Here is a 22,061-nt window from a genome sequence, read left to right on the forward strand (position 1 = left end):
CCGTTCCGGCTGGCTAGAGTCAGCAGCCGTGTCCGCCGCCCAGATGACGCTGCTGGCACTGGTCGGCGTGATCTCCGGTGCGGCCAACGCCATCGCCGGCGGTGGCTCGCTGATCGTGTTCCCGGCGCTGCTCGCCGTGGGCCTGCCGCCGCTGGATGCCAACGTCACCAACTCCATCGCCCAGTGGCCCAGCTACTTCGGTGCCACGGTGGGCCAGCGCGCCGACCTGCAGGGCCAGGCGGCCCGGCTGCGGCTGGTGGTGCCGCTGGCGGCCGCGGGCGCGTTCACCGGGGCGGTGCTGCTGCTGGTCCTGTCCAGCGCGGTGTTCGACACCGTGGTGCCGGTGCTGGTGCTGGCCGCCAGCGCGCTGATGGCCCTGCAGCCGCGGATCACGCACTGGACCGGTGACCCCCAGCCCGGGGACCCCGACCGCACGGTGGCCCTGGGCCTGTCCGTCTTCGTCGCCACGCTCTACGGCGGCTACTTCGGCGGTGCGCTGGGCATCATCATGATGGCGCTGCTGGCGGTGACCGCCAACGACACCCTGCGCCGGCTCAACGCGGTGAAGGTGGCGCTGTCCATGGTGGCGGCAACCGCCGCGCTGGCGGTCTTCGCCCTCGGCGCCCCGGTGCACTGGGGCTGGGTGGCGGTGATCGGCCCGGCCACGCTGGTGGGCGGCTACGCCGGCGCCAAGATCGCCCAGCGGATGCACGCCGCGGTGCTGCGCTGGTCGGTGGTGGTGCTCGGGGTGGCGGTGGGCGCCTACCTGGTGGTGACCTGAGCGTGCTGGCGCTCGCGCTGCTGGCGGTGGTGCTGGTGTTCACCGTGGCCGCCCCACACCGGTGGCCGGAGGCGGTGGCGGCCGTGCCCGCCGCGGTGCTCACCGTGGCGGTGGGCGCGCTGTCCCCGGCCCAGGCCTGGGAGCAGGTGCGCGAGCTCGGCCCCACCGTCGGCTTCCTGGCGGCGGTGCTGGTGCTGGCGCACCTGGCCGACGTGCACGGAGTGTTCCGCTGGGTCGGCGCGCTGCTGGCCGGCGGGGCCCGCGGGCAGCCGCGGCGGCTGCTGAGCCTGGTGTTCGTGGCCGCCTCGCTCACCACCGCGGTGCTCAGCCTGGACGCCACCGTGGTGCTGCTGACCCCGGCGGTGCTGGCCACCACGCTCCGGCTGCGGGTGCCGGCCCGTCCGCACGTCTACGCCACCGCGCACCTGGCCAACTCCGCGTCGCTGCTGCTGCCGGTCTCCAACCTCACCAACCTGCTGGCCTTCTCCGCCAGCGGGCTCAGCTTCCTGGGCTTCGCGGCGCTGATGGCGTTGCCGTGGCTGGTGGTGGTGGCCCTGGAGCTGGTGCTGTTCCGGCTGTTCTTCGCTGCTGATCTCCGTCCGCGCCCTGCCCTCGAGCTCCCCGTGGAGCCGGCCCCCACCCCGCGGCTCGCCCTGGTGGTGCTCGCGCTCACCCTCGTCGGGTTCGCGGTGTCCGGGCTGGTCGGGGTGGGGCCGGGGTGGGTGGCGGCGGTGGGCGCTGCGGTCCTGGCGGTGCCCGCGCTGGCGAACCGCAGCACCTCCGCGCCCCGGCTGGTGCGCGAGGCTGCGCCGTTGTTTTGCCTGTTCGTGCTGGCCCTGGGGGTGGTGGTGGGCGGGGTGACCGCTGGCGGGCTCGGGGAGCTGGTGGGCGAGCTGGTGCCAGAACACCCCACGCTGCTGGCCCTGCTGGGCACTGCGGTGCTGGCCGCAGTGGCGGCCAACGTGGTGAACAACCTGCCCGCCACGCTGCTGCTGCTGGCCGTGCTCGGAACCACCGCCGACCCGGGGCTGGTGCTGGCGGTGCTGCTGGGGGTGAACATCGGCCCCAACCTCACCTACGTGGGCTCGCTGGCCACCCTGCTGTGGCGGCGGGTGCTGCGCAGCCGCGGGGTGGCGCCGTCGCTGCGCACGTTCACCGTGCTGGGCCTTCTCACCGTGCCGCTCACGCTGCCCGCGGCCGTCCTCGCGCTGTGGCTGGGCCTGCAGCTGCGGTGAGGGCTCGACTCAGCTGGTGGGAGCGTTGACCAGCCGCACGCTGCTGCCGCCGTCGGGGTAGAACTCCGCGGTGCTCAGCGACGCCAGGTCCAGGTGCAGCCGGAACAGCAGCGACGGGCCGCAGTCCAGGGCCAGGCGCAGCAGCGTCTTGATCGGCGTGACGTGGCTGACCACCAGCAGGGTGGCCCCGGGGTGCGCGGCCACCAGCTCGTCGCGCGCCGCCTGCACCCGCTGGTGCACCTCGTCGAAGCTCTCCCCGCCGGGAGGAGCCACCGAGGTGTCCCCCAGCCAGCGGCGGTGCAGCTCGGGGTCGCGCTCGGCGGCCTCGCGGAAGGTCAGCCCCTCCCACTCGCCGAAGTCGGTCTCGGTCAGGCCCTCGTGCACGGTGACGTCCAGACCCAGCTCCTGCGCCGCGGCGGCGGCGGTCTGGCGGGCACGCCCCAGCGGGGAGGACACCACGGCGGTGATCCCCCCGAGGCCGGCTACGTGCTTGGCTGCGGCGGCGGCCTGCTCGCGGCCCACCGCGGTCAGCTCGGGGTTGCCGCGCCCGGAGTAGCGCCGGTCCACCGACAGTGCCGTCTGCCCGTGGCGCAGCAGCAGCAGCCGGGTGGGCGTGCCCACGGCGCCGGTCCAGCCGGGAGACGCGGGCTTGGCTGCGGCGACCGGGGTTACGGCCGCGGACGTGGCTGCCGGTGCGATCCCGGCCGCGGCGTCCATGGCCTGGTTGGCCAACCGGTCGGCGTGGGAGTTCTGGGCCCGCGGGATCCAGGTGAAGCCCACCCGGGAGAGCTGCGCCACCAGCTCCTTGGCCTCAGCGGCCAGCGGGATCATGTCCGGGTGCTTGATCTTCCAGCGCCCGGACATCTGCTCCACCACCAGCTTGGAGTCCATCCGCACGTCCACCTCGTGGGCACCGAGCTCGATGGCGGCCTGCAGCCCCGCGATGAGCCCGCGGTACTCCGCGACGTTGTTGGTGGTGCGCCCCAGCGCCTCCTTGCGCTCGGCCAGCACCGTGCGCGCACCGTCAGCGCTGAGCACCACCGCGCCGTAGCCGGCGGGCCCGGGGTTGCCCCGCGAGCCTCCGTCGGCCTCCACCAGCACGTGGGCCAAGCTCACAGACCGGACTCCTTGGTGCGCACCAGGATGGCGCCGCACTCCTCGCAGCGCAGCACCAGCTCGGGCGGGGCAGCGGCGAAGCGAGCCATCACGCTGCGGTCCAGCTCCATCCGGCAGGCACCGCAACGGCGGGCCTGCAGCAGGGCCGCACCGGCACCGCGGGAGGCGCGCTGGCGCTCGTAGACGGTGAGCAGCTCGGCCGGGAAGCGGGGCAGCTGCTGGGCGCGCTGCTCGATGCAGCGCCTCTCGGCGGTGTCCAGGTCGGCCAGCGCCTCGTCGCGCTGGCGGGCGGCCTCGTTCAGCTCGTCCTCGACCTTGCTCAGCTGCGCGCCGGCGTGCTCGTGGTCGGCGGCGCTGGCCTCGCGCTGCTCCATCACCTCGAGCAGCTCGTCCTCCAGGATCCCCTGCCGGCGGGTGAGGGTCTCCAGCTCGTGCTGCAGCTCGGTCATCTGCTTGGGGGTGACGGTGCCGCCCTCGAGGAGCTTGCGGTCGCGGTCCTCGCGGCTGCGCACCGCCTCCACCTCGCGCTCGAGCTTGCGGATGTCGCGGTCGAGGTCTTCCACCTGCATCTGCACGGCCACGGCGGCGTCCTTGCGGGCCTGTCGCTCGGTCTCCAGACGCTCCACCTCCTGCGCCTCGGGCAGGGTGCGGCGCCGGTGGGTGATGCGCGCCAGCTCGGCGTCGGTCGCGGCCAAGTCCAGCAGCGTGCGCTGCACGGCGGGGTCGACGTTCACTCGATGGGCTCCAATGTGTTGGTGTGTCCGGTGCCGCAGCCCACGGTCCAGGGGTCGGTGCGCAGCTGCGACACGCGCGTGCTCACCCTATCCCCGAACGCGGCCTGCACCACGCCCTGCGCCTGTGCGCACCACGGCTGCTCGCTGGCCCAGTGCGCCACGTCCACCAGGGCCGGCCCGCCGGTGCGCAGGTGCTCGTCGGCGGGGTGGTGGCGCAGGTCGGCGGTGAGGAACACGTCCGCCCCCAGCCGGGCCACGGTGCCCAGCAGGGAGTCGCCAGCGCCACCGCACACCGCCACCCGCTGCACCTGCCGATCGGGGTCGCCGGCAGCCCGCACGCCCCACACCGTGGCCGGCAGCGCGGCGGCGGCACGGGCGGTGAACTCCCGCAGCGTCTCGGCCTCGGCCAGCTCACCCAGGCGGCCCAGCCCCTGCGACGACGGCCGCGGCGCCACTTCCAGCACGTCGTAGGCCGGCTCCTCGTAGGGGTGGGCCCACACCAGGGACGCCACCACCTGCGCGCGCAGCCGCCGCGGGGCCACTACCTCGATGCGGGTCTCGGCCACCTCGGTCAGCTCCCCGACCTCGCCGATCGAGGGCAGCGAACCTCCGCCGGGCAGGAACTGCCCGGTGCCGGTGACGGAGAACGCCGCCCGGCTGTAGGCACCCAGCTCGCCGGCCCCGGCGGAGAACAGCGCCGCCTTGACCCGCTCCACGTCCGCCCCCTGCGGGACCATCGTGACGATCTTGTCCAGGGCCGGCTCGGGCTCGGCCTCCAGCGGACCCAGCACGCGCAGCCCCAGCCGCTCGGCGAGGGCGTCGGACACCCCGGGGTCGGCGGCGTCGGCGTTGGTGTGGGCGCTGAACAGCGCGCAGCCTCCGCGGATCAGCCGGGTCAGCAGCGCCCCCTTGGCGGTGTCGGCCCCCACGCCGGTCACTCCGCGCAGCAGCAGCGGGTGGTGCACCACCAGGGCCTGCGCACCCCACTCCAGCGCCTCGTCCACCACGGCCTCGGTGGCGTCGACGGCGAAGAGCACCCGGCCCACCGGGTCGGCGGGGTCGCCGCACACCAGCCCGACGGCGTCCCAGTCCTGGGCCAGCTCCGGCGGGTAGGCGGCGTCCAGGGTGGCCACCAGGTCAGCCACCCGCACGCCGTTGTCTGCTGCGCTCATCGGAGCACCTCCGTCATCGTCTCGGTCAGCCGGTGGGCGTCTGCGCTGCTGCGCACCGCCACCCGCAGGTAGTCAGGTCCCAGCCCGGGGAAGGTGTCGCCGCGGCGCACCGCGATGCCGCGGGTGCGCAGCTCGCGGCGCACCCGCTCGCCGTCGGGCACGCGCAGCAGCAGGAACGGTCCCTGCGCGGGCCCGCACAGCCACGGCGCCAGCAGGGCCGCCATCTCGGCGCGCTCGACGGCGATCGCCTCCGCCTCCCGCTGCGTCCACGCCACGGCGTCGGGCTCGCAGCAGGCGCGAATGGCCTCCAGCTGCAGAGTGCCCAGCGGCCAGTGTGGACGTCCGCGCGCCAGCCGGGGCAACAGGTCGGGCGGGCCCAGCACGTAGCCGGCGCGCAGCCCGGCCAGCGCCCAGGTCTTGGTGAGGCTGCGCAGCACCAGCACGTCCGGCAGCCGCTGGCCGGCCAGGCTCTGCGGCTCACCGGGCACCGCGTCGGCGAAGGCCTCGTCCACCACCACCACCCGGTTCGCGCGGCGCAGGCCCAGCACCTGCTCGGCGGGGTGCAGCACCGAGGTGGGGTTGGTGGGGTTGCCCAGCACCACCAGATCGGCCTCCGCGGGCACCGCCGCGCCGGCCAGCTGCCACGGCGGGGCCAGCACCACGCGCTGCACGGGCACGTCGGCCTCCCGCAGCGCCAGCTCGGGCTCGGTGAAGGAGGGGTGCACCACGGCGGCCAGGCGCGGGCGCAGCCGCGGCAGCAGCGCGAAGCCCTCGGCCGCACCGGCCAGCAGCAGCACCTCGTCGGGGCGGCGGCCGTGCCGGGCGGCGACCTGCTCGCGGGTGGCCAGCTCCTCGGCCGCACTGGGGTACGCACCCAGGTCGTCCAGGCGGGCGGCGAGGCGCTCGCGCAGCCACGCCGGCGGCGCCGTGCCCCGGACGTTCACCGCGAAGTCCAGCAGACCCGGCTCGGCGTCGACGTCGCCGTGGTGGCGCAGGGCCCGGTAGTCCAGTGCTGTGCAGTCCGGCCCAGTGGTGTCCTCCACGGCCACGACCCTACGGCCCGCCCTCGCCTGCCTGACGTGCCAGGGACCACACCTGGCGGAGGCGGCGCCCGGGCCACCGTGGCCTACCGTGGAACCGTGCGCCGACTGCGAACTCTGCTCAAACCGGGCTGGCTGGCCCTGGCCGTGGTGGTCGCCGGGTTCGCCTACATGTGCTTCACCGTGCTGGCGCCGTGGCAGCTGGACAAGAACTCCAGCACCGAGCAGCGCAACGACCAGATCAACGCCTCCTTCTCCGCCGAGCCGGTGGAGCTGGCCGAGGTGGTGCCGGGCACCGAGGCGCCGGAGAGCACCGACGAGTGGCGTCGCGTCACGGTCACCGGCGCCTACCTGACCGACGACCAGGTGCTCGCCCGCCTGCGCTCGGTGCTGGGCCAGCCCGCCTACGAGGTGCTCACCCCGTTCCGGGTCACCGAGGGCGTGCTGACCAACCAGGTGGTGCTGGTCAACCGCGGCTTCGTCCGCCCGATCCAGGGCACCCAGCCCCCGGCCATCACCGCCCCGCCGAGCGAGACCGTGAGGCTGGAGGCGCGCATCCGCCTGGACGAGCGCCCGCAGCCGCGACCGAGCTTCGACGACGGCGGAGTGCGGCAGATTTACGGCGTCAACGCCGGCCAGGTGGGCGAGGTGACCGGGCTGACCGTTCGCCCGGGCTACCTGCAGCTGGGCGACAACCAGCCCGGGGTCCTCGAGGCGCTGCCGCTGCCCCAGCTGGACGCGGGACCCTACCTGTCCTACGGCCTGCAGTGGATCGCGTTCGGCATCATGGCGCCGCTGGGCCTGGGCTACTTCGTGTGGGCCGAGCTCCGCGAGCGGCGGGACAACAAGCGGCGGATCGACCCCGCTGCCACCCCCGAGCCGGAGCTCTCACCGCAGCCGCAGCCTGCCCCGGAGCCGGTCTCCACCCTGGCCGACCGCTACGGCAAGCGCCGCTGAGGCGAGCACCGCCCCACCCTGCACCAGCCGGGACAGCCGCACCGCCCGCCGCAGGTCCGCCACCGTCGGTGCCGCGCCGTGCCCCAGCAGCGGCCGCTGCTGCACCCCGTACGGGTAGGGCGTCGCCCCACCCAGCTGCACGCCCAGCGCGCCGGCGGCGGAGGCCTCCACCACCCCGGCGTTGGGGCTGGGGTGCGCTGCGCCGTCCCGACGCCACGCCCGCACCGCCTGCCGCGGTGAGCCGCCCACCAGCGGCGCGGCCGCCACGGTGAGCACCCCGGCCAGCCGAGCCGGAGCCAGGTTGAGCCCGTCGTCCAGCCGCGCCGCGGCCCACCCGAAGCGCTCGTAGCGCGGCGAGTGGTGCCCGATCATGGCGTCCAGGGTGTTGGCGGCGCGGTAGACCAGCAGGCCGGGCACCCCAGCCAGCGCACCCCACACCAGCGGGGCCACCGTGGCGTCAGAGGTGTTCTCCGCCACCGACTCCACCGTGGCGCGGGCCAGGCCGGCGGCGTCCAGCGCCGAAGGGTCGCGCCCGCACAGGGAGGGCAGCCGCCGGCGGGCGGCGTCCAGGTCGTCGGCGGTCAGCTCGGTGGCCATGGCCGAGCCCTCCCGCAGCAGCGAGGTGCCACCCAGCACCGCCCAGGTGGCGGCGGCCGTGGCCAGCACGTGCCCCATCCCGCGCCGGGGCGCCAGCAGGCCCAGGCCCGCGGCGCCGGCCACCAGGACGCCGACGTGCAGCGCGCCGGCGGGGCGGGAGTCGCGGTAGGTCAGCCGCTCCAGGGCCGCGGCGGTGGAGCCGAAGCCGGCCACCGGGTGCCAGCGACGGGGGTCGCCGAGAGCACGGTCGAGGGCCAGGCCGAGCAGCAGACCGACCGCGCGGCGGCTGCCCGCGGTGGTGGAGACGAGAGCGGGCACGGCCGACACGGTACCGACCCGGCGGGCACGCCCGCGTGGGGCGGCCCCGGAGGAACAACGTGGTGGGCGCGATAGGGATCGAACCTACGACCGCCTGTGTGTAAGACAGGTGCTCTACCGCTGAGCTACACGCCCGTGCACACCCCGGCCGGAGCCGCGGCGTGCAGTGATCAACTCTGAGCGCTCACGCCGGCAGCGCTGCCAGCGCCTTGTCCCACGCGGACTGGTCGCGGGCCTCGCCGGGGCCGTTCATCTCAGCGAACCGGATGACGCCCTGCTTGTCGATGACGAACGTGCCCCGGTTGGCGAAGCCGGTCGCGTCGTTGAACACGCCGTAGGCCTGGGCAACCTCGCCGTGCGGCCAGAAGTCGGCCAGCAGCGGGAAGGTGTAGCCCTGGTCGGCGGCCCAGACCTTCAGCGAGGGCGCGGAACCGACCGAGACGGCGAGCACGACGGTGTCGTCGTTCTGGAACTTGGGGAGGTCGTCGCGCACCTGGCAGAGCTCGCCCTGGCAGGTTCCCGTGAACGGCAGGGGGTAGAAGACCAGCAGGACGTTCTTGTCACCCCGGTAGGAGGACAGCGTCACTTCCTGGTTGTTCTGGTCCTTGAGGGTGAAATCAGGTGCAGTCGTACCGACGTCGAGCGTCATGGAAGTCCTCTCCGTACCGCGGAGCCGCCATGGTGCAGCGGCGTCCGGGCGCACCCTGCGCCCCGCAAAAGCCTAGCGGGACGGGCCGGAGACTCCACGCACGGCTGAGACTCCACCCGGTGGTCACCCGACCGGCAGGATCAGCGCTTGGCCTTGGTCCGAGGCTGCACCAGACGGTTGGCGGTCCAGTCACCCAGGTTCATCGTCAGCGTCTGCGTCAACCCTGCGGTGGGCGCGGCCTCAGCGATCTCGCTCGGCTCGACGTGCCCGTTGACGCCGGTCTTGGGGCTCAGCACCCACACCACGCCGTCGTCGGCCAGCGGTCCGATGGCGTCCACCAACGCGTCGACCAGGTCGCCGTCACCGTCCCGCCACCACAGCAGCGCCACGTCGATGACCTCGTCGGTGTCCTCGTCGACCAGCTCGCTGCCGGACTGCTGCTCCACGATCGCCCGCAGGGAATCGTCGGTGTCCTCGTCCCAGCCAATCTCCTGCACCACCATCCCGTGCACAATTCCGAGCTTCTCGGCGTCATTTCGGGAATCCCCCGCGGCGACCACGGTGCGGTCCTCCTTCAGTTGGTGCTCAGGAACGGCGGTCGCCGCACCTCGTGTCGTGTTGCTCGTGTCAGGTGAGCGAACAGGCTCAGGCCCCCAGACGCAAGCCGAGACAGGATATTGAGACAGCGCCCTCCACACCAGCACCCGGGGCACGACCTAGGAGGTGCAGGAGGTCTTGATCTTGTCGAGGTGGGCGTTGTAGTCGTTCTTGGCGGCGTTGAACGGCGCCGACATCCGCTGCGGGATCGCCGCGATCACCGCGTCCAGCGAGGTGGCCATCAGCGGCAGCTCGGTGGTCAGCAGGTCAGTGGCCGGCAGCCGCTCCACGCCGGGGACGGTGCGCAGCTGTTGCGGCAGGGGCCCGAGCTTGTCGAGCGCGGCGGTCTCGGCAGCGACCAGCTCCGGGGTGACCCCCTTGCCGGCGTTGGCCACCGTGAGGAAGTCGTTCACGGCCTTGGTGGCCGCGTTGGTGAGCTGCGGGATGCGCCCGCACACCACGAGGCGGTCCCCGACGGCAACGACGGTGGGCGGCACACCCGTGGCGGATGCAGCGGTGCTGGTCGGGCGCGTGGTGGTGGGGCGCGCCGTGGTGGTGGTCGTCGCGGTGGCTGAGGTGGTGCCCCGGGCCACGGCCAGCGCGGGGTCGGGCTTCGCCTCGCCGTCCACCTGGCTGGTGCAGGCCGCCCCGGCGCCGACCACGAGGAGCGCACCCACCAGAGCCGCCGTTGACCCCACTCGTGTCCTGCCCATCAGTCCCACCCGCTCTGCTCGTTCGCCGAATGCCCCAGGAGAGCAACGATGCTCGTGCCAGCACCCCCGCTCCGGCGAGGACGCTACCCGCTGGTAGGGATCCCCATCGCACCTTGACCACTACATGCGGCACGATTGAGCATGGGACACACCGACTCCGTCGCTGCTGCCCCCGCCGTCCGCACCACGGACGCGTCCGGCACCGGGCTCACCCCAAGGCCCGTGCCCACCCAGAGTGAGGAGCACACCGTGGCCGAGCGATCGAGCGCCCCGTCGGAGCTTGGCGGGAGCGACACGCCCGCGAAGGGTCCGGCACGGGTTCGTGTCATCCGGGAAGGTGTCGGTTCCTACCTCCCCGACATCGACCCCGAGGAGACGGCCGAGTGGCTGGAGTCCTTTGACGCGATGCTCAGCGAGGCCGGTCCGCAGCGCGCCCGCTACCTGATGCTCCGGCTGCTCGAGCGCGCCGGTGACGCCCGGGTGGCCCTGCCGTCGCTGACCTCCACCGACTACGTCAACACCATCCCCACCGAGAACGAGCCGTGGTTCCCCGGCGACGAGGAGGTGGAGCGCCGCTACCGCGCCTGGATCCGCTGGAACGCCGCGGTGATGGTGCACCGGGCGCAGCGCCCGGGCGTCGGCGTCGGCGGACACATCTCCACCTACGCCAGCTCCGCAGCGCTGTACGAGGTGGGCTTCAACCACTTCTTCCGCGGCCGCGACCACCCCGGTGGCGGCGACCAGGTCTTCATCCAGGGCCACGCCTCCCCCGGCATCTACGCCCGCGCGTTCCTCGAGGGCCGGCTCTCCGCCGAGCAGCTCGACGGCTTCCGCCAGGAGTACAGCCACGCCGGCGAGAGCGGCGGCCTGCCGTCGTACCCGCACCCCCGGCTGCTGCCGGACTTCTGGGAGTTCCCCACGGTGTCCATGGGCCTCGGCCCGATGAACGCCATCTACCAGGCTCGCTTCAACAAGTACCTGCAGCACCGCAGCATCAAGGACACCTCCGACCAGCACGTGTGGGCCTTCCTCGGTGACGGCGAGATGGACGAGCCGGAGTCGCGCGGGCTGGTGCACGTGGCGGCCACCGACCAGCTGGACAACCTCACGTTCGTCGTCAACTGCAACCTGCAGCGCCTGGACGGGCCGGTGCGCGGCAACGGCAAGATCATCCAGGAGCTGGAGAGCTTCTTCCGTGGCGCCGGCTGGAACGTCATCAAGGTGGTGTGGGGCCGGGAGTGGGACAGCCTGCTGCACGCCGACCGCGACGGTGCGCTGGTCAACCTGATGAACAGCACCCCCGACGGTGACTACCAGACCTACAAGGCCAACGACGGCGGCTACGTCCGCGAGCACTTCTTCGGGCGCGACCCGCGCACCAAGGAGCTGGTCGACCCGATGACCGACTCCGAGATCTGGAACCTCAAGCGCGGTGGGCACGACTACCGCAAGGTGCACGCCGCCTACGCCGCCGCGATGGCGCACAAGGGCCAGCCCACGGTCATCCTGGCCAAGACCATCAAGGGCTACGGGCTGGGCACGCACTTCGAGGGCCGCAACGCCACGCACCAGATGAAGAAGCTGACCCTCGACGACCTCAAGCACCTGCGCGACAGCCAGCACATCCCGATCAGCGACGAGGACCTCGAGCGCGACCCGTACCTGCCGCCGTACTACCACCCCGGCGCCGACGCCCCGGAGATCAAGTACCTGCGGGAGCGCCGCCGGGTGCTGGGCGGCTACCTGCCCACCCGCAAGGTGACGGCGAACAACCCGCCGCTGCCCGAGGACAAGACCTACGACGTGGTCAAGCGCGGCTCGGGCAAGCAGGAGGTGGCCACCACCATGGCCTTCGTCCGGCTGCTCAAGGAGCTGATGCGGGACAAGGGGTGGGGCAAGCGGTTCGTCCCGATCATCCCCGACGAGGCGCGCACCTTCGGCATGGACTCGATGTTCCCCACGCTGAAGATCTACAACCCCAACGGCCAGCTGTACACCTCGGTGGACGCCGACCTGATGCTCGCCTACAAGGAGAGCGAGGTCGGCCAGATCCTGCACGAGGGGATCAACGAGGCGGGCTCGACGGCCGCGTTCACCGCGGTCGGCACCTCCTACGCCACCCACGGCGAGCCGATGATCCCGATCTACATCTTCTACTCGATGTTCGGCTTCCAGCGCACGGGCGACGGGCTGTGGGCCGCCGCCGACCAGATGGCCCGCGGCTTCGCCCTGGGGGCCACTGCCGGGCGCACCACCCTCACCGGTGAGGGCCTGCAGCACGCCGACGGCCACTCGCTGCTGCTGGCGGCGAGCAACCCCGCGGTCGTCGCCTACGACCCGGCCTACGGCTACGAGATCGGCCACATCGTGCGCGAGGGCCTGCGCCGGATGTACGGCGACGGCGGCCCGGACGGCGCCGGCGAGAACGTCTTCTACTACCTCACCGTCTACAACGAGCCCTACCAGCAGCCGGCCGAGCCCGAGGACGTCGACGTGGAGGGCATCCTCCGCGGCATCCACCGGGTGAGCACCGCGCCGGCGGGAACGGGTCCGCGCGCGCAGATCCTCGCCTCCGGCGTGGCCCTGCCGTGGGCGATGAAGGCCCAGCAGCTGCTGGCCGACGACTGGGACGTGGCGGCGGACGTGTGGTCGGTGACGTCGTGGAACGAGCTGCACCGCGACGGCGTGGAGTGCGAGCGCGAGGCGCTGCGCCACCCCGAGGCGGACAAGCGCGTGCCCTACGTGACCGAGGCGCTGACCGACCTGGCCGGACCCGTGGTCGCGGTGTCGGACTGGATGCGCGCGGTGCCGGACATGATCCGCCAGTGGGTGCCCAACGAGTACATCACCCTGGGCACCGACGGGTTCGGCTTCTCCGACACCCGACCGGCGGCCCGCCGGGTGTTCAACGTGGACGCCGAGTCGGTCGTGGTGGCCGTGCTGTCCTCGCTGGCCGAGTCCGGCGACGTGCCCGAGAAGGCACCGGTCGAGGCGGCCGCGCAGTACAAGATCGACGACCCCCGCGCGGCCGGCCCCTCCACCGGCGACACCGGCGTCGCCTGAGCGGGTAGCTCCGCACTCTCCGAGGCCGTGCGATCAGGAGCCGTAGCTCTCCTGGTGCACGGCCTCGCTGAGCGGGCGGCGGCTGCGCCAGCCGAAGCGCTCCAGGTCGGGCACCTCCTGGCGCCGGGCCACGTGGCCCACGCACAGCCAGCCGATGGGTCGCACCGGCTCGGCCACCCCCACCAGCTCGGCGAGCACCTCCTCGTCGTAGAAGCTCACCCAGCCCACCCCGAGCCCCTCGGCCGTGGCGGCCAGCCACAGGTTCTGCACGGCCAGCACGGTGGAGAACAGGCCGGTGTCGGCCACGGTGTGCCGGCCCAGCACGTGCTGGCCGCCGCGGCTCTGGTCGTGGGTGACCACCACGCCCAACCCGCTCTCCTGGATGCCCTCCACCTTGATGGGGTCGAAGGTGGTGGCCCGCTCGGGCGGCAGCGTGGCAGCGAACTCCCGGCGCTTGGCGGCCACGTGCTCGGCGAAGCGGTGCAGGGTCTGCGGCCGGCGCACCAGGACGAAGTCCCACGGCTGGGTCATGCCGACGCTGGGCGCGGCGTGCGCGGCGGTCAGCACCCGGTGCAGCACGTCCTCGGCCACCGCTTCTCCGGTGAACTCAGCCCGGACGTCCCGGCGCATCCGGATGGCGTCGTAGAGGGTGGTGGTGGGCTCGGCGCTGGGGGTGGACCCGGAGCTGTCGCGACGTTCGGCCGTCATCGGAGCCACGCTAGCCCAGCGCCCACACCCCGGTCACGGCGCTGCGCGCGCCGGTCAGCGGGAGTGACAGCACTGCGCGCCCCGAGGAAGTCCTCGGGGCGCGCAGTGGAGGGCGTCAGCCCAGCCCTACTTCATCCAGGCCTTACTTCATCCAGGCCTTACTTCATCCAAGCCTTGTCGAACAGGATGATCCCGTCCAGGCTCGGCTTGAGGCCGTGCACCGAGGTCTGCCACGGGATCAGCGCGGCCTGCGTGCCCCAGGTGAGGAACGGCACGGTCTCGTTCATCAGCTTCTGGATCTCCGCGATGGCGGTGCGCTTGTCCGCGTCGGTGCTCGCCGACTTCACCTTCACCAGCGCGGCGTCCATGGCCGCGTTCTTGTAGCCCATGGAGTTGGTGTCGGAGTCACTGGCCAGGGTGCTGGCGAGGCGGATCTGCGGAGCCGCCTCCCACAGGCTGAACGACCCGCGGCTGATGTCGTAGTCGTTGTCGACGTAGATCCGCTTGGTCAGCTCGGTGACGTTGTTGGCGTAGCTGATCTCCACGGTGAACCCGACGGCCTGCAGCATCGCCTGGACGGCGAGCGCCTGCGCCTGGGCCTTGGGCTCCATGAAGCCGGCGTAGGTGAGGCGACCGTCGTACCCGTCCTTCTTCGCCTCCTCGAGCAGCTGCTTGGCCTTCTCCGGGTCGTAGCCCAGCCCACGGACGTCGGTGTGCCAGCGCGACCACTCGGGGAAGAGGTCGGCGCCGGGCATGCCCTTGCCGGCGTACACCCGCTGGTCGATGGCCTCGGGGTTGACCGCGTAGGCCATCGCCTGGCGAATGCGCACGTCGGCGCCCGGGCGACCCGGACGGTGGTTGATCACGCCCACGTTGCCCAGCGCACCGGTGTCCACGAAGGCAGGCGCGTTCATCGCCGTGATCTGCTCGGTGGCCTCCGGGTTGCGCAGGTAGATCATCTGCACGCCACCGGACTTGAAGGCGTCGACCTTGGCCTGCTCACCGGCGATGTTCACGAAGCGCAGCGTGCTGATGTTCGGCTCGCCACCCCAGTAACCCGGGTTGGCCTTGAGGACCAGCTCGTTCTGCGGAGACAGCCGCTCGACGGTGTACGGACCTGCCCCGATCGGGGTGAACTTCCCGCTCTGCATCGAGCTGGGCGCCACGATGACGCCCGGCCCGGAGGACAGCATCGCCCAGAACTCCGGCCACGCCTCGGTGAGGGTGAACACCACGGTGCTGGGGGTGGGTGACTCCATCTTGGACACCCCGGTCTTGAACAGCTGGCTGTTCAGGCCCCGCTTGTCCAGGTACCGCTGGATGCTCCAGAGCACGGCCTGCCCGTTCAGGGGCGTGCCGTCGCTGAACGTCACGCCGTCGCGCAGGGTCAGCGTCCAGGTCTTCTGGTCCTCGCTGACGTCCACGGCCTTGGCCAGCTGCGGCTCGTACTTGTCCGTCTGGGCGTCGTAGCGCACCAGCAGGTCGTAGACCGCGGCCAGCTCGGTGCCGCCGGTGGATCCGGTCGCGTAGGTGACGAGCGGGTCCAGGGTGGACACCGGGGCGTAGGTGGCATAGCTGAGCGTGCCGCCGCGGACCGGCTCGCCGCCGTCGCCCTGCTCACCGACGAGCCCGACCCGCACGGCAGGGCCGTCCTGGGCGGTCTTGTCGCCGCTGCTCTCGGTGCCGCCGGCGCACCCGGCGAGCAGCAGGCTGCCCACCACGGTGGCTGCAGCCATCCGGCTCCAGCGCGTCCTCGTCAGACGGGTCATCGATGTTCCTCCTCCAGACGTGCAGGACCGGTGCGCGACGCCTGGTGAGACGTGCATCACGCACCGGAGATTGCCGCAATCCTGGTGATGCGGACCACACCTCGGCGGTTCGCCTCCCACTCACCGGAATGCGCCTGGGGTTGTGCCGCCCTCCCCTGCGCGCCGTTGCGCGTCGGCAGGCGCTACCTTGCCGAGGGTGTCCCCCTCCGCGTCCCGCCCCTCCGCGCCCCTGCCCAGCCGGCTGATCCGCAAGCTCGAGCTGTCCTCCGGCGAGTACTCGGTGCAGGCGATCGCGGCGATGCACGAGACGCTGCCCTTCTTCGAGGAGCTCGGCGCGGACGTCCGCGCCAGCGTGGCCCTGGTGGTGCAGACCGGCGTCACCAACTTCGTCCGCTGGCTGCGTGACCCCGACTCCGCGGTGCAGCTGACCACCCAGGCCTTCGGCGCGGTCCCCCCCGAGCTGATGAAGCAGGTCAGCCTGCGGCAGACCGTGGACATGGTGCGCACCGCCACCGGGGTCTTCGAGCGCTACCTGCCCGCGCTGGCCTACGACGACGAGCAGCGGGTGGCCCTCACCGAGGCGGTGCTGCGCTACAGCCGGGAGATCGCCTTCTCCGCGGCCACCGTCTACGCCTCGGCGGCGGAGTCCCGGGGGGCCTGGGACGCGCGCCTGGAAGCCCTGGTGGTGGACGGGGTGGTGCGTGGCGACGCCGACGAGTCCTTGTTGTCCCGCGCGTCGGCGCTGGGCTGGGACCTCGGCTCGCTGGCCACCGTGCTGGTGGGCAACCCGCCCGACGACGAGGGCCTGGCACTGGTGGGTGCGGTGCACGCCGCGGCCGCCGAGCACGGACGCAACGCCCTGGTCGGGGTGCAGGGCTCGCGGCTGGTGGTGATCGTGAGCGGCCGGCTGCAGCCCGCCCTGCTCGACGACCTCGCGGCCTGCTTCGCCGCAGGGCCGGTGGTGGTGGGCCCGACGTCGAGCTCGGTGGGGGCGGCGCACCGCAGCGCCCTGGAGGCGATGGCGGGGTTGCGCGCCGTCCCCGCCTGGCCCGCCGCACCGCGCCCGGTGCTCGCCGCCGACCTCCTGCCCGAGCGCGTGCTCGCCGGGGACCCCTACGCAGAGCGCGCCCTGCTGCAGGGCGTGGTGCACCCCCTGGACGAGGCCGGCGGGTCGCTGGCCAGCACCCTGCAGGCCTACCTGGAGGGGGGCGGCGCCATCGAGAGCTGCGCGCGGTCGTTGTTCGTCCACGCCAACACGGTGCGCTACCGACTGCGAAAAGTGGCAGAGATCACGCACCGCGAACCGAGCGTTCCGCGCGACGCGTACGTCCTGCGCGTTGCCCTGGCCGTCGGCCGACTCACCGAGTCTCGCCCCTCTGCCTAGCGATTCATCCGCGCCCAGCCACGACGTCCGCGCACGTCAGCGACTCGCCCGCCCGCCAAGGACGCCCACTGCGGTTGCCCGCCCGGATGGCGCGGCACACCGACCGCCCCGGGACCGTTGTAGGAATCCCACAACACCGAGCCGCAGACTTGGTGCCCCAGAACGGGGACCTGCTGCACCCGGACCGTGTTTCCTGATGTCCGTGATCGCCTTACTCGCACCCGGCCAGGGCTCGCAAGCTCCCGGCATGCTCGAACCGTGGCTGGCGCTGCCCGGCGCACCAGAGCGAGTGGCGGCGTGGTCGGCTGCCGCTGACCTCGACCTCGCCCGGCTGGGCACCACCGCGACCGCCGAGGAGATCACCGACACCGCGGTCACCCAGCCGCTGGTCGTGGCCCTCGCGCTGCTGGCCTACGAGGAGCTCGAGCGTCGTGGCGAGCTGCCCAGCGAGGTGCTGACCGCCGGACACTCCGTGGGTGAGCTGGCCGCCGCCGCCATCGCCGGGGTCTTCTCCCCCGACGACGCGGTCGCGCTGGCCGCCGTTCGCGGTGCGGCCATGGGGGCCGCCTGCGCCGCCGAGGCCACCGGCATGGCGGCCGTGCTCGGCGGCGACGCCGCGGAGGTCACCGCCCGCCTGGACGAGCTGGGCCTGGTCCCGGCCAACCAGAACGCCAAGGGCCAGGTGGTTGCCGCTGGACTGCTCACCGCCCTGGACGCCCTCGAGGCCGACCCGCCGGCCAAGGCCCGGATCCGCCGGCTCAGCGTCGCCGGCGCCTTCCACACGCCCTACATGGCCTCCGCGCAGGACGCCGTCGCCGAGCGCGTCGCCGCCATCACCCCGCACGACCCGGTCCGCCCCCTGCTGTCCAACGCCGACGGCCAGGTGGTCCACAGTGGCCAGGACGTGCTGCGACGACTGGTCACCCAGGTGACCAACCCGGTGCGCTGGGACGCGTGCATGGCCACCATGGCCGAGCTCGGCGCCACCGCCCTGGTGGAGCTGCCGCCGTCCGGGGCGCTGGTGGGCATGGCCAAGCGGGAGCTGCGCGGCACCCCGACCCTGGCCCTGAAGACCCCGGACGACCTCGCTGCGCTCACCGCCCTCGCGGTGACCCAGTGAGCCCCGCGCTCCAGCTGGCGGCACCTGTCGTCGGAGCCCGCCTGCTGGGCGTCGGCAGCTACCAGCCGGCCCGCGTGGTCACCAACGACGAGCTGGCCCTGACCATCGACACCACCGACGAGTGGGTCCGCTCCCGCGTCGGCGTGGTCAGCAGGCACCTGGCCGACCCCGCCGAGCTGCTGGTCGACATGGCCACCTCCGCCGCCGCAGCGGCAATCGCTGATGCGGGCCTGGTGCCGGCCGACGTCGACACGGTCATCGTGGCCACCTGCACCATGCCCACCTCGGTGCCCAACGCCGCCGCCCGCGTGGCCACCGGCCTGGGCGTCAACGGCATCGGCGCGTTCGACGTGAACGCCGCCTGCGCCGGGTTCACCTACGGCCTGGCCGTCGCCGCCGACCTGGTCCGCTCCGGCAGCGCCCGCACCGTCGTGGTGGTGGGCGCGGAGAAGTTCACCGACTGGGTCGACCCGCAGGACCGCTCCACCGCCATCATCTTCGCCGACGGAGCCGGTGCCGCCGTGATCGGCGCAGCCGACGCCGAGCACCCCGCCGGCATCGGTCCGGTGGTGTGGGGCAGCTCGGGCGACATGGCCGACGTGATCAGCATCCCCGACCGCACCGCGTTCCTGCAGCAGGAGGGCCAGACGGTCTTCCGCTGGGCCACCACCAAGATTGCGCCGGTGGCGCTGGCCGCCATCGAGCGCGCCGGGATCAAGCCGGGCGACATCGACGTGCTGATCCCCCACCAAGCCAACCTGCGCATCCTCGAGGCCATCGCCAAGGCCCTGCGCAAGGAGGGCGCGCGGGACGAGATGGTCCTCGCGCGCGACATCATCAGCTCGGGCAACACCTCGGCTGCATCTATACCCATGGCACTGGACCACCTCCGCACGGAGGGGACGGTGCGCAGCGGCGACGTGGCCCTGCTCGTCGGCTTCGGCGCCGGACTGTGCTTCGCAGCCCAAGTTGTGCTGCTGCCATGATCTTGCGGTTCTACCCAACACCAGAAGGGAATCACCACCTGTGAGCAACGAAGAGATCACCTCCGGCTTGGCCGAGATCATCGAGGAGGTCGTCGGCATCGAGGCGTCCGAGGTGACCGTGGACAAGTCCTTCGTGGACGACCTGGACATCGACTCGCTGTCGATGGTCGAGATCGCGGTCCAGACCGAGGACAAGTACGGCGTCAAGATCCCGGACGACGAGCTCGCCAACCTGAAGACGGTCGGCGACGCCGTGAACTACATCGCGAAGAACAAGTGACGTCTTTCTCCAGCACTCCCGGTGACGGCGCCCCCCAGGGGGTCGTCGTCACCGGGCTCGGTGCCACCACACCCCTGGGCGGGGACGTCGCCTCCACCTGGTCCGGCCTGCTCGAGGCCCGCAGCGGCATCGCGCCGATGCACCAGGAGTGGGTCACCAAGTTCGACCTGCCCGTCACCATCGCCGCCCAGCTCGCGGTGCAGCCCACCGAGATCCTCACCCGCGTCGAGGCTCGCCGCCTGGACCGCTGCCAGCAGCTCGCCGTGGTCGCCTCCCGCGAGGCCTGGGCTCACGCCGGTGCCCCCGAGGTCGACCCCGAGCGTCTCGCCGTGGTCGTCGGCACCGGCATCGGCGGCGCCAACACCCTGCTCGACCAGGACGACCTGCTGGAGGGCCACGGCCTCCGCAAGGTCTCCCCCCTCACCATCCCGATGCTCATGCCCAACGGTGCGGCCGCAGCGGTCGGCCTGGAGCGCGGCGCCCGCGCCGGCGTGCACGCCCCGGTCTCCGCCTGCGCCTCCGGCGCCGAGGCGCTGGCCTGGGGCTGGCGGATGATCATGACCGGCGAGGCCGACGTGGTCATCGCCGGCGGCACCGAGTCGTGCATCGCCGCCATCCCGTTCGCCGGCTTCTCCCAGATGCGCGCGATGAGCACCCGCAACGACGACCCGACCGGGGCCTCGCGGCCCTTCGACGTCGACCGCGACGGCTTCGTCCTCGGCGAGGGCGCCGGCATCGTGGTGCTGGAGCGGGCCGAGTTCGCCGCTGCCCGCGGCGCGACCATCCTCGGGCGGCTGGCTGGCGTCGGCACCACCTCCGACGCCTTCCACATCACCGCCTCCCCGCCGGATGGCGAGGGCCAGTCCCGCGCCATGCGCAAGGCGCTCGCCACCGCTGGCATCTCCGCCGCCGACGTGGGCCACGTCAACGCGCACGCCACGTCCACCCCGATCGGCGACGCCGCCGAGGCGGCATCGATCCGCGGTGCCATCGGCGAGCACGCCGCGGTCACCGCCCCCAAGTCGTCGCTGGGCCACCTGCTCGGCGCGGCCGGTGCGGTGGAGTCCATCGTCACGGTGCTCTCGATCCGCGAGGGGGTCATCCCGCCGACTGCCAACCTGCACAACCAGGACCCGGCCATCGATCTCGACGTGGTCACGGGGTCGCCGCGCAAGGTGACCATCGACGCGGCGATCAACAACTCCTTCGGGTTCGGCGGGCACAACGTCGCGCTCGCCTTCACCCGCGTCTGACCAGCTCTGTGAACCTCTCTCTCCCGAACTGAGAGTCCGACCCGACCTGGGCCTGGCTCCCGCTGTCTGCCCAGGAGCACCCATGACCGCACTTGCCCACACCGAGGCAGCACCCCTCGAGGAGCTGGACCCGCGCGACCCGCTGGTCCGCCTCGAGAACTTTTTCGACCCCGGCACCGTCGTGCTGCTCCGCCCGCGCGACACCTCCGGGGTGCTGGCCGCCCGCGGGCTCGTGGACGGCGCCAAGGCGGTGGCCTTCTGCACCGACGCCACCAAGATGGGTGGCGCGATGGGTTCGGCGGGCTGCCTGCACATCGTCGAGGCCATCGACAAGGCCACCAAGGAGCGCTGCCCGGTGATCGGGCTGTGGCACTCCGGTGGTGCCCGGCTGGCCGAGGGCGTGGAGGCGCTGGACGCCGTGGGCCTGGTGTTCGCGGCCATGGTGCGCGCCTCGGGGAAGGTGCCCCAGATCTCGGTGGTGCTCGGCCCTGCTGCCGGCGGTGCCGCCTACGGGCCGGCGCTGACCGACGTGGTGATCATGGCGCCGGAGGGGCGGGTGTTCGTCACCGGACCGGACGTGGTGCGCAGCGTCACCGGCGAGCAGGTGGACATGGCCGCGCTCGGGGGCCCGGAGGCGCACGGCAAGAAGTCGGGCGTGGTGCACGTGCTGGCCGAGGACGAGCCGGACGCCCTGCAGCGGGCACGCCGCTTCGTGGGGCTGTTCGCGCGGCCGGGCATCTTCGACATGGCCAAGGCCGCGGTGCAGACCGACCTCGGCGTGGTGCTCCCTGTCGCCCGCCAGCGGGCCTACGACGTCCACCCGCTGCTGTGGGAGCTGCTGGACGACACCGCCGAGGGCATCTCCTCCTTCGAGGAGATGCAGCCCAAGTGGGCGCCCAACGTGGTGATCGGGCTGGGCCGGCTGGCTGGACGCACCGTGGGTGTGGTGGCCAACAACCCGCTGCGCCTGGGCGGCTGCCTGAACTCCGAGAGCGCCGAGAAGGCGTCCCGGTTCGTGCGGATGTGCGACGCCTTCGGGGTGCCCCTGGTGGTCATCGTGGACGTGCCCGGCTACCTGCCCGGCGTCGGCCAGGAGTGGGACGGGGTGGTGCGCCGCGGCGCCAAGCTGCTGCACGCCTTCGCCGAGGCGATCGTGCCGCGGGTGACCCTGGTGACCCGCAAGGCCTATGGCGGCGCCTACATCGCCATGAACGCCAAGTCCCTGGGCGCTACCGCCGTCTACGCCTGGCCCAACGCCGAGGTCGCCGTGATGGGGGCCAAGGCCGCGGTGGGCATCCTGCACCGCAAGGCGCTGGCCGCCGCGTCGGAGGAGGACCGCGAGGCCCTGCACCAGCGGCTCGCCACCGAGCACGAGGAGATCGCCGGCGGGGTGAACCGTGCCATCGCCATCGGGGTGGTGGATGACGTCATCGACCCCGCCGACACCCGGCGGCGCATCGCCGAGACCCTGGCGTCGGCCCCGGCCGGCCGCGGCGCACACGGCAACATTCCGCTGTAGCCGCCGGGGGCAGGCAACCACCACCTCGTGGGGCGTTCAGGTTCCTGAGCGCCCCACAGGCGTCTCTCCA

Annotated in this window: 20 protein-coding genes and 1 tRNA gene; 10 read left to right on the plus strand and 11 right to left on the minus strand. The window is 72.8% G+C overall.

The features are described 5' to 3' along the window. Window positions 1-28: 28 nt before the first annotated feature. Both ELX43_RS10630 and ELX43_RS10635 read left to right on the plus strand, forming a co-directional pair. Window positions 29-781, plus strand: a complete 753-nt coding sequence (locus ELX43_RS10630) for a sulfite exporter TauE/SafE family protein (protein WP_206517996.1) — start codon at window positions 29-31, stop codon at window positions 779-781. Next, the gene (locus tag ELX43_RS10635) at window positions 778-2,016 is read left to right on the plus strand and encodes an ArsB/NhaD family transporter (RefSeq protein ID WP_127783411.1); all 1,239 of its coding nucleotides are present in this window, start codon (window positions 778-780) and stop codon (window positions 2,014-2,016) included. Before ELX43_RS10630 ends, ELX43_RS10635 begins: the two co-directional genes overlap by 4 nt. A 9-nt stretch (window positions 2,017-2,025) precedes the next feature. Here ELX43_RS10635 and ELX43_RS10640 read toward each other — a convergent pair whose 3' ends face one another. From ELX43_RS10640 to cobC, 4 genes are read right to left on the minus strand one after another with little or no spacing between them, the layout of a single operon-like run. Then, window positions 2,026-3,132 carry a bifunctional RNase H/acid phosphatase gene (locus ELX43_RS10640; RefSeq protein ID WP_127783412.1) on the minus strand — a complete coding sequence of 369 codons (1,107 nt, stop codon included), beginning with the start codon at window positions 3,130-3,132 and terminating at the stop codon, window positions 2,026-2,028. Beyond that, window positions 3,129-3,866 (minus strand): C4-type zinc ribbon domain-containing protein, encoded by a 738-nt coding sequence (locus ELX43_RS10645; protein WP_127783413.1) that lies wholly within the window; start codon window positions 3,864-3,866, stop codon window positions 3,129-3,131. The genes ELX43_RS10640 and ELX43_RS10645 overlap by 4 nt, the downstream gene beginning before the upstream one ends. Next, entirely contained in the window at window positions 3,863-5,038 is a 1,176-nt protein-coding gene (locus ELX43_RS10650; RefSeq protein WP_127783414.1) for a Nif3-like dinuclear metal center hexameric protein, read from the minus strand. Before ELX43_RS10650 ends, ELX43_RS10645 begins: the two co-directional genes overlap by 4 nt. Beyond that, window positions 5,035-6,081, minus strand: coding sequence for an Rv2231c family pyridoxal phosphate-dependent protein CobC (gene cobC / locus ELX43_RS10655; RefSeq protein ID WP_127783415.1), 1,047 nt, complete (start codon window positions 6,079-6,081; stop codon window positions 5,035-5,037). Before cobC ends, ELX43_RS10650 begins: the two co-directional genes overlap by 4 nt. A 96-nt stretch (window positions 6,082-6,177) precedes the next feature. On the opposite strand from cobC, the gene ELX43_RS10660 reads away from it, so the two are divergent. Then, window positions 6,178-7,035 (plus strand): SURF1 family protein, encoded by an 858-nt coding sequence (locus ELX43_RS10660; protein WP_127783416.1) that lies wholly within the window; start codon window positions 6,178-6,180, stop codon window positions 7,033-7,035. Here ELX43_RS10660 and ELX43_RS10665 read toward each other — a convergent pair. The 5 genes from ELX43_RS10665 to ELX43_RS10685 all read right to left on the minus strand — a co-directional run bounded on the left by ELX43_RS10665 (window position 6,967) and on the right by ELX43_RS10685 (window position 9,873). After that, a complete protein-coding gene (locus ELX43_RS10665) occupies window positions 6,967-7,950 on the minus strand; it encodes a cobalamin biosynthesis protein (protein WP_127783417.1) in 984 nt (327 codons plus the stop codon). The two genes, ELX43_RS10660 and ELX43_RS10665, sit on opposite strands and share 69 nt — an antisense overlap. Window positions 7,951-8,010: 60 nt before the next feature. Continuing rightward, window positions 8,011-8,085 (minus strand) — tRNA-Val (locus ELX43_RS10670). 49 nt (window positions 8,086-8,134) lie between these two features. Next, window positions 8,135-8,599 carry a peroxiredoxin gene (locus ELX43_RS10675; RefSeq protein ID WP_127783418.1) on the minus strand — a complete coding sequence of 155 codons (465 nt, stop codon included), beginning with the start codon at window positions 8,597-8,599 and terminating at the stop codon, window positions 8,135-8,137. Between the two features lie 140 nt (window positions 8,600-8,739). Continuing rightward, entirely contained in the window at window positions 8,740-9,159 is a 420-nt protein-coding gene (locus ELX43_RS10680) for a DUF3052 domain-containing protein (RefSeq protein ID WP_127783419.1), read from the minus strand. 156 nt (window positions 9,160-9,315) lie between these two features. Then, the gene (locus tag ELX43_RS10685; protein WP_127783420.1) at window positions 9,316-9,873 is read right to left on the minus strand and encodes a hypothetical protein; all 558 of its coding nucleotides are present in this window, start codon (window positions 9,871-9,873) and stop codon (window positions 9,316-9,318) included. Between the two features lie 177 nt (window positions 9,874-10,050). Here ELX43_RS10685 and aceE point away from each other — a divergent pair, with 177 nt between their 5' ends. Then, the gene (aceE, locus tag ELX43_RS10690) at window positions 10,051-12,972 is read left to right on the plus strand and encodes a pyruvate dehydrogenase (acetyl-transferring), homodimeric type (protein WP_127783421.1); all 2,922 of its coding nucleotides are present in this window, start codon (window positions 10,051-10,053) and stop codon (window positions 12,970-12,972) included. A 33-nt stretch (window positions 12,973-13,005) separates the two neighbouring features. On the opposite strand, the gene bluB is transcribed toward aceE, so the two are convergent. Beyond that, window positions 13,006-13,680, minus strand: a complete 675-nt coding sequence (gene bluB / locus ELX43_RS10695; protein WP_127783422.1) for a 5,6-dimethylbenzimidazole synthase — start codon at window positions 13,678-13,680, stop codon at window positions 13,006-13,008. Between the two features lie 158 nt (window positions 13,681-13,838). After that, the gene (locus ELX43_RS10700; protein ID WP_127783423.1) at window positions 13,839-15,449 is read right to left on the minus strand and encodes an ABC transporter substrate-binding protein; all 1,611 of its coding nucleotides are present in this window, start codon (window positions 15,447-15,449) and stop codon (window positions 13,839-13,841) included. A gap of 196 nt (window positions 15,450-15,645) precedes the next feature. Here ELX43_RS10700 and ELX43_RS10705 point away from each other — a divergent pair, with 196 nt between their 5' ends. The 6 genes from ELX43_RS10705 (at window position 15,646) to ELX43_RS10730 (ending at window position 21,991) form a co-directional block, all read left to right on the plus strand. Beyond that, window positions 15,646-16,833 (plus strand): helix-turn-helix domain-containing protein, encoded by a 1,188-nt coding sequence (locus ELX43_RS10705; RefSeq protein ID WP_206517997.1) that lies wholly within the window; start codon window positions 15,646-15,648, stop codon window positions 16,831-16,833. A gap of 202 nt (window positions 16,834-17,035) precedes the next feature. Continuing rightward, window positions 17,036-17,953 (plus strand): ACP S-malonyltransferase, encoded by a 918-nt coding sequence (locus ELX43_RS10710; RefSeq protein ID WP_127783424.1) that lies wholly within the window; start codon window positions 17,036-17,038, stop codon window positions 17,951-17,953. Further along, entirely contained in the window at window positions 17,950-18,939 is a 990-nt protein-coding gene (locus ELX43_RS10715) for a beta-ketoacyl-ACP synthase 3 (RefSeq protein ID WP_127783425.1), read from the plus strand. Before ELX43_RS10710 ends, ELX43_RS10715 begins: the two co-directional genes overlap by 4 nt. 40 nt (window positions 18,940-18,979) lie before the next feature. Next, complete coding sequence (locus tag ELX43_RS10720) at window positions 18,980-19,219, plus strand: acyl carrier protein (RefSeq protein ID WP_127783426.1); 240 nt, start codon at window positions 18,980-18,982, stop codon at window positions 19,217-19,219. Further along, window positions 19,216-20,472: a beta-ketoacyl-ACP synthase II gene (locus ELX43_RS10725; protein WP_127783427.1), complete on the plus strand. Its 1,257-nt coding sequence runs from the start codon at window positions 19,216-19,218 to the stop codon at window positions 20,470-20,472. The genes ELX43_RS10720 and ELX43_RS10725 overlap by 4 nt, the downstream gene beginning before the upstream one ends. Window positions 20,473-20,554: 82 nt before the next feature. Continuing rightward, complete coding sequence (locus ELX43_RS10730) at window positions 20,555-21,991, plus strand: carboxyl transferase domain-containing protein (RefSeq protein ID WP_127783428.1); 1,437 nt, start codon at window positions 20,555-20,557, stop codon at window positions 21,989-21,991. Window positions 21,992-22,061: the final 70 nt, after the last annotated feature.

The organism is Rhodococcus sp. X156, from assembly GCF_004006015.1.
Lineage (GTDB): Bacteria > Actinomycetota > Actinomycetes > Mycobacteriales > Mycobacteriaceae > X156.

Excerpts from the sequence above, each read along its gene's own strand:
- ELX43_RS10650 (WP_127783414.1), bottom strand. The coding sequence starts at position 5,038 with ATGAGCGCAGCAGACAACGGCGTGCGGGTGGCTGACCTGGTGGCCACC.
- aceE (WP_127783421.1), top strand. The coding sequence starts at position 10,051 with ATGGGACACACCGACTCCGTCGCTGCTGCCCCCGCCGTCCGCACCACG.
- bluB (WP_127783422.1), bottom strand. The coding sequence starts at position 13,680 with ATGACGGCCGAACGTCGCGACAGCTCCGGGTCCACCCCCAGCGCCGAG.
- ELX43_RS10700 (WP_127783423.1), bottom strand. The coding sequence starts at position 15,449 with ATGACCCGTCTGACGAGGACGCGCTGGAGCCGGATGGCTGCAGCCACC.
- ELX43_RS10675 (WP_127783418.1), bottom strand. The coding sequence starts at position 8,599 with ATGACGCTCGACGTCGGTACGACTGCACCTGATTTCACCCTCAAGGAC.
- ELX43_RS10730 (WP_127783428.1), top strand. The coding sequence starts at position 20,555 with ATGACCGCACTTGCCCACACCGAGGCAGCACCCCTCGAGGAGCTGGAC.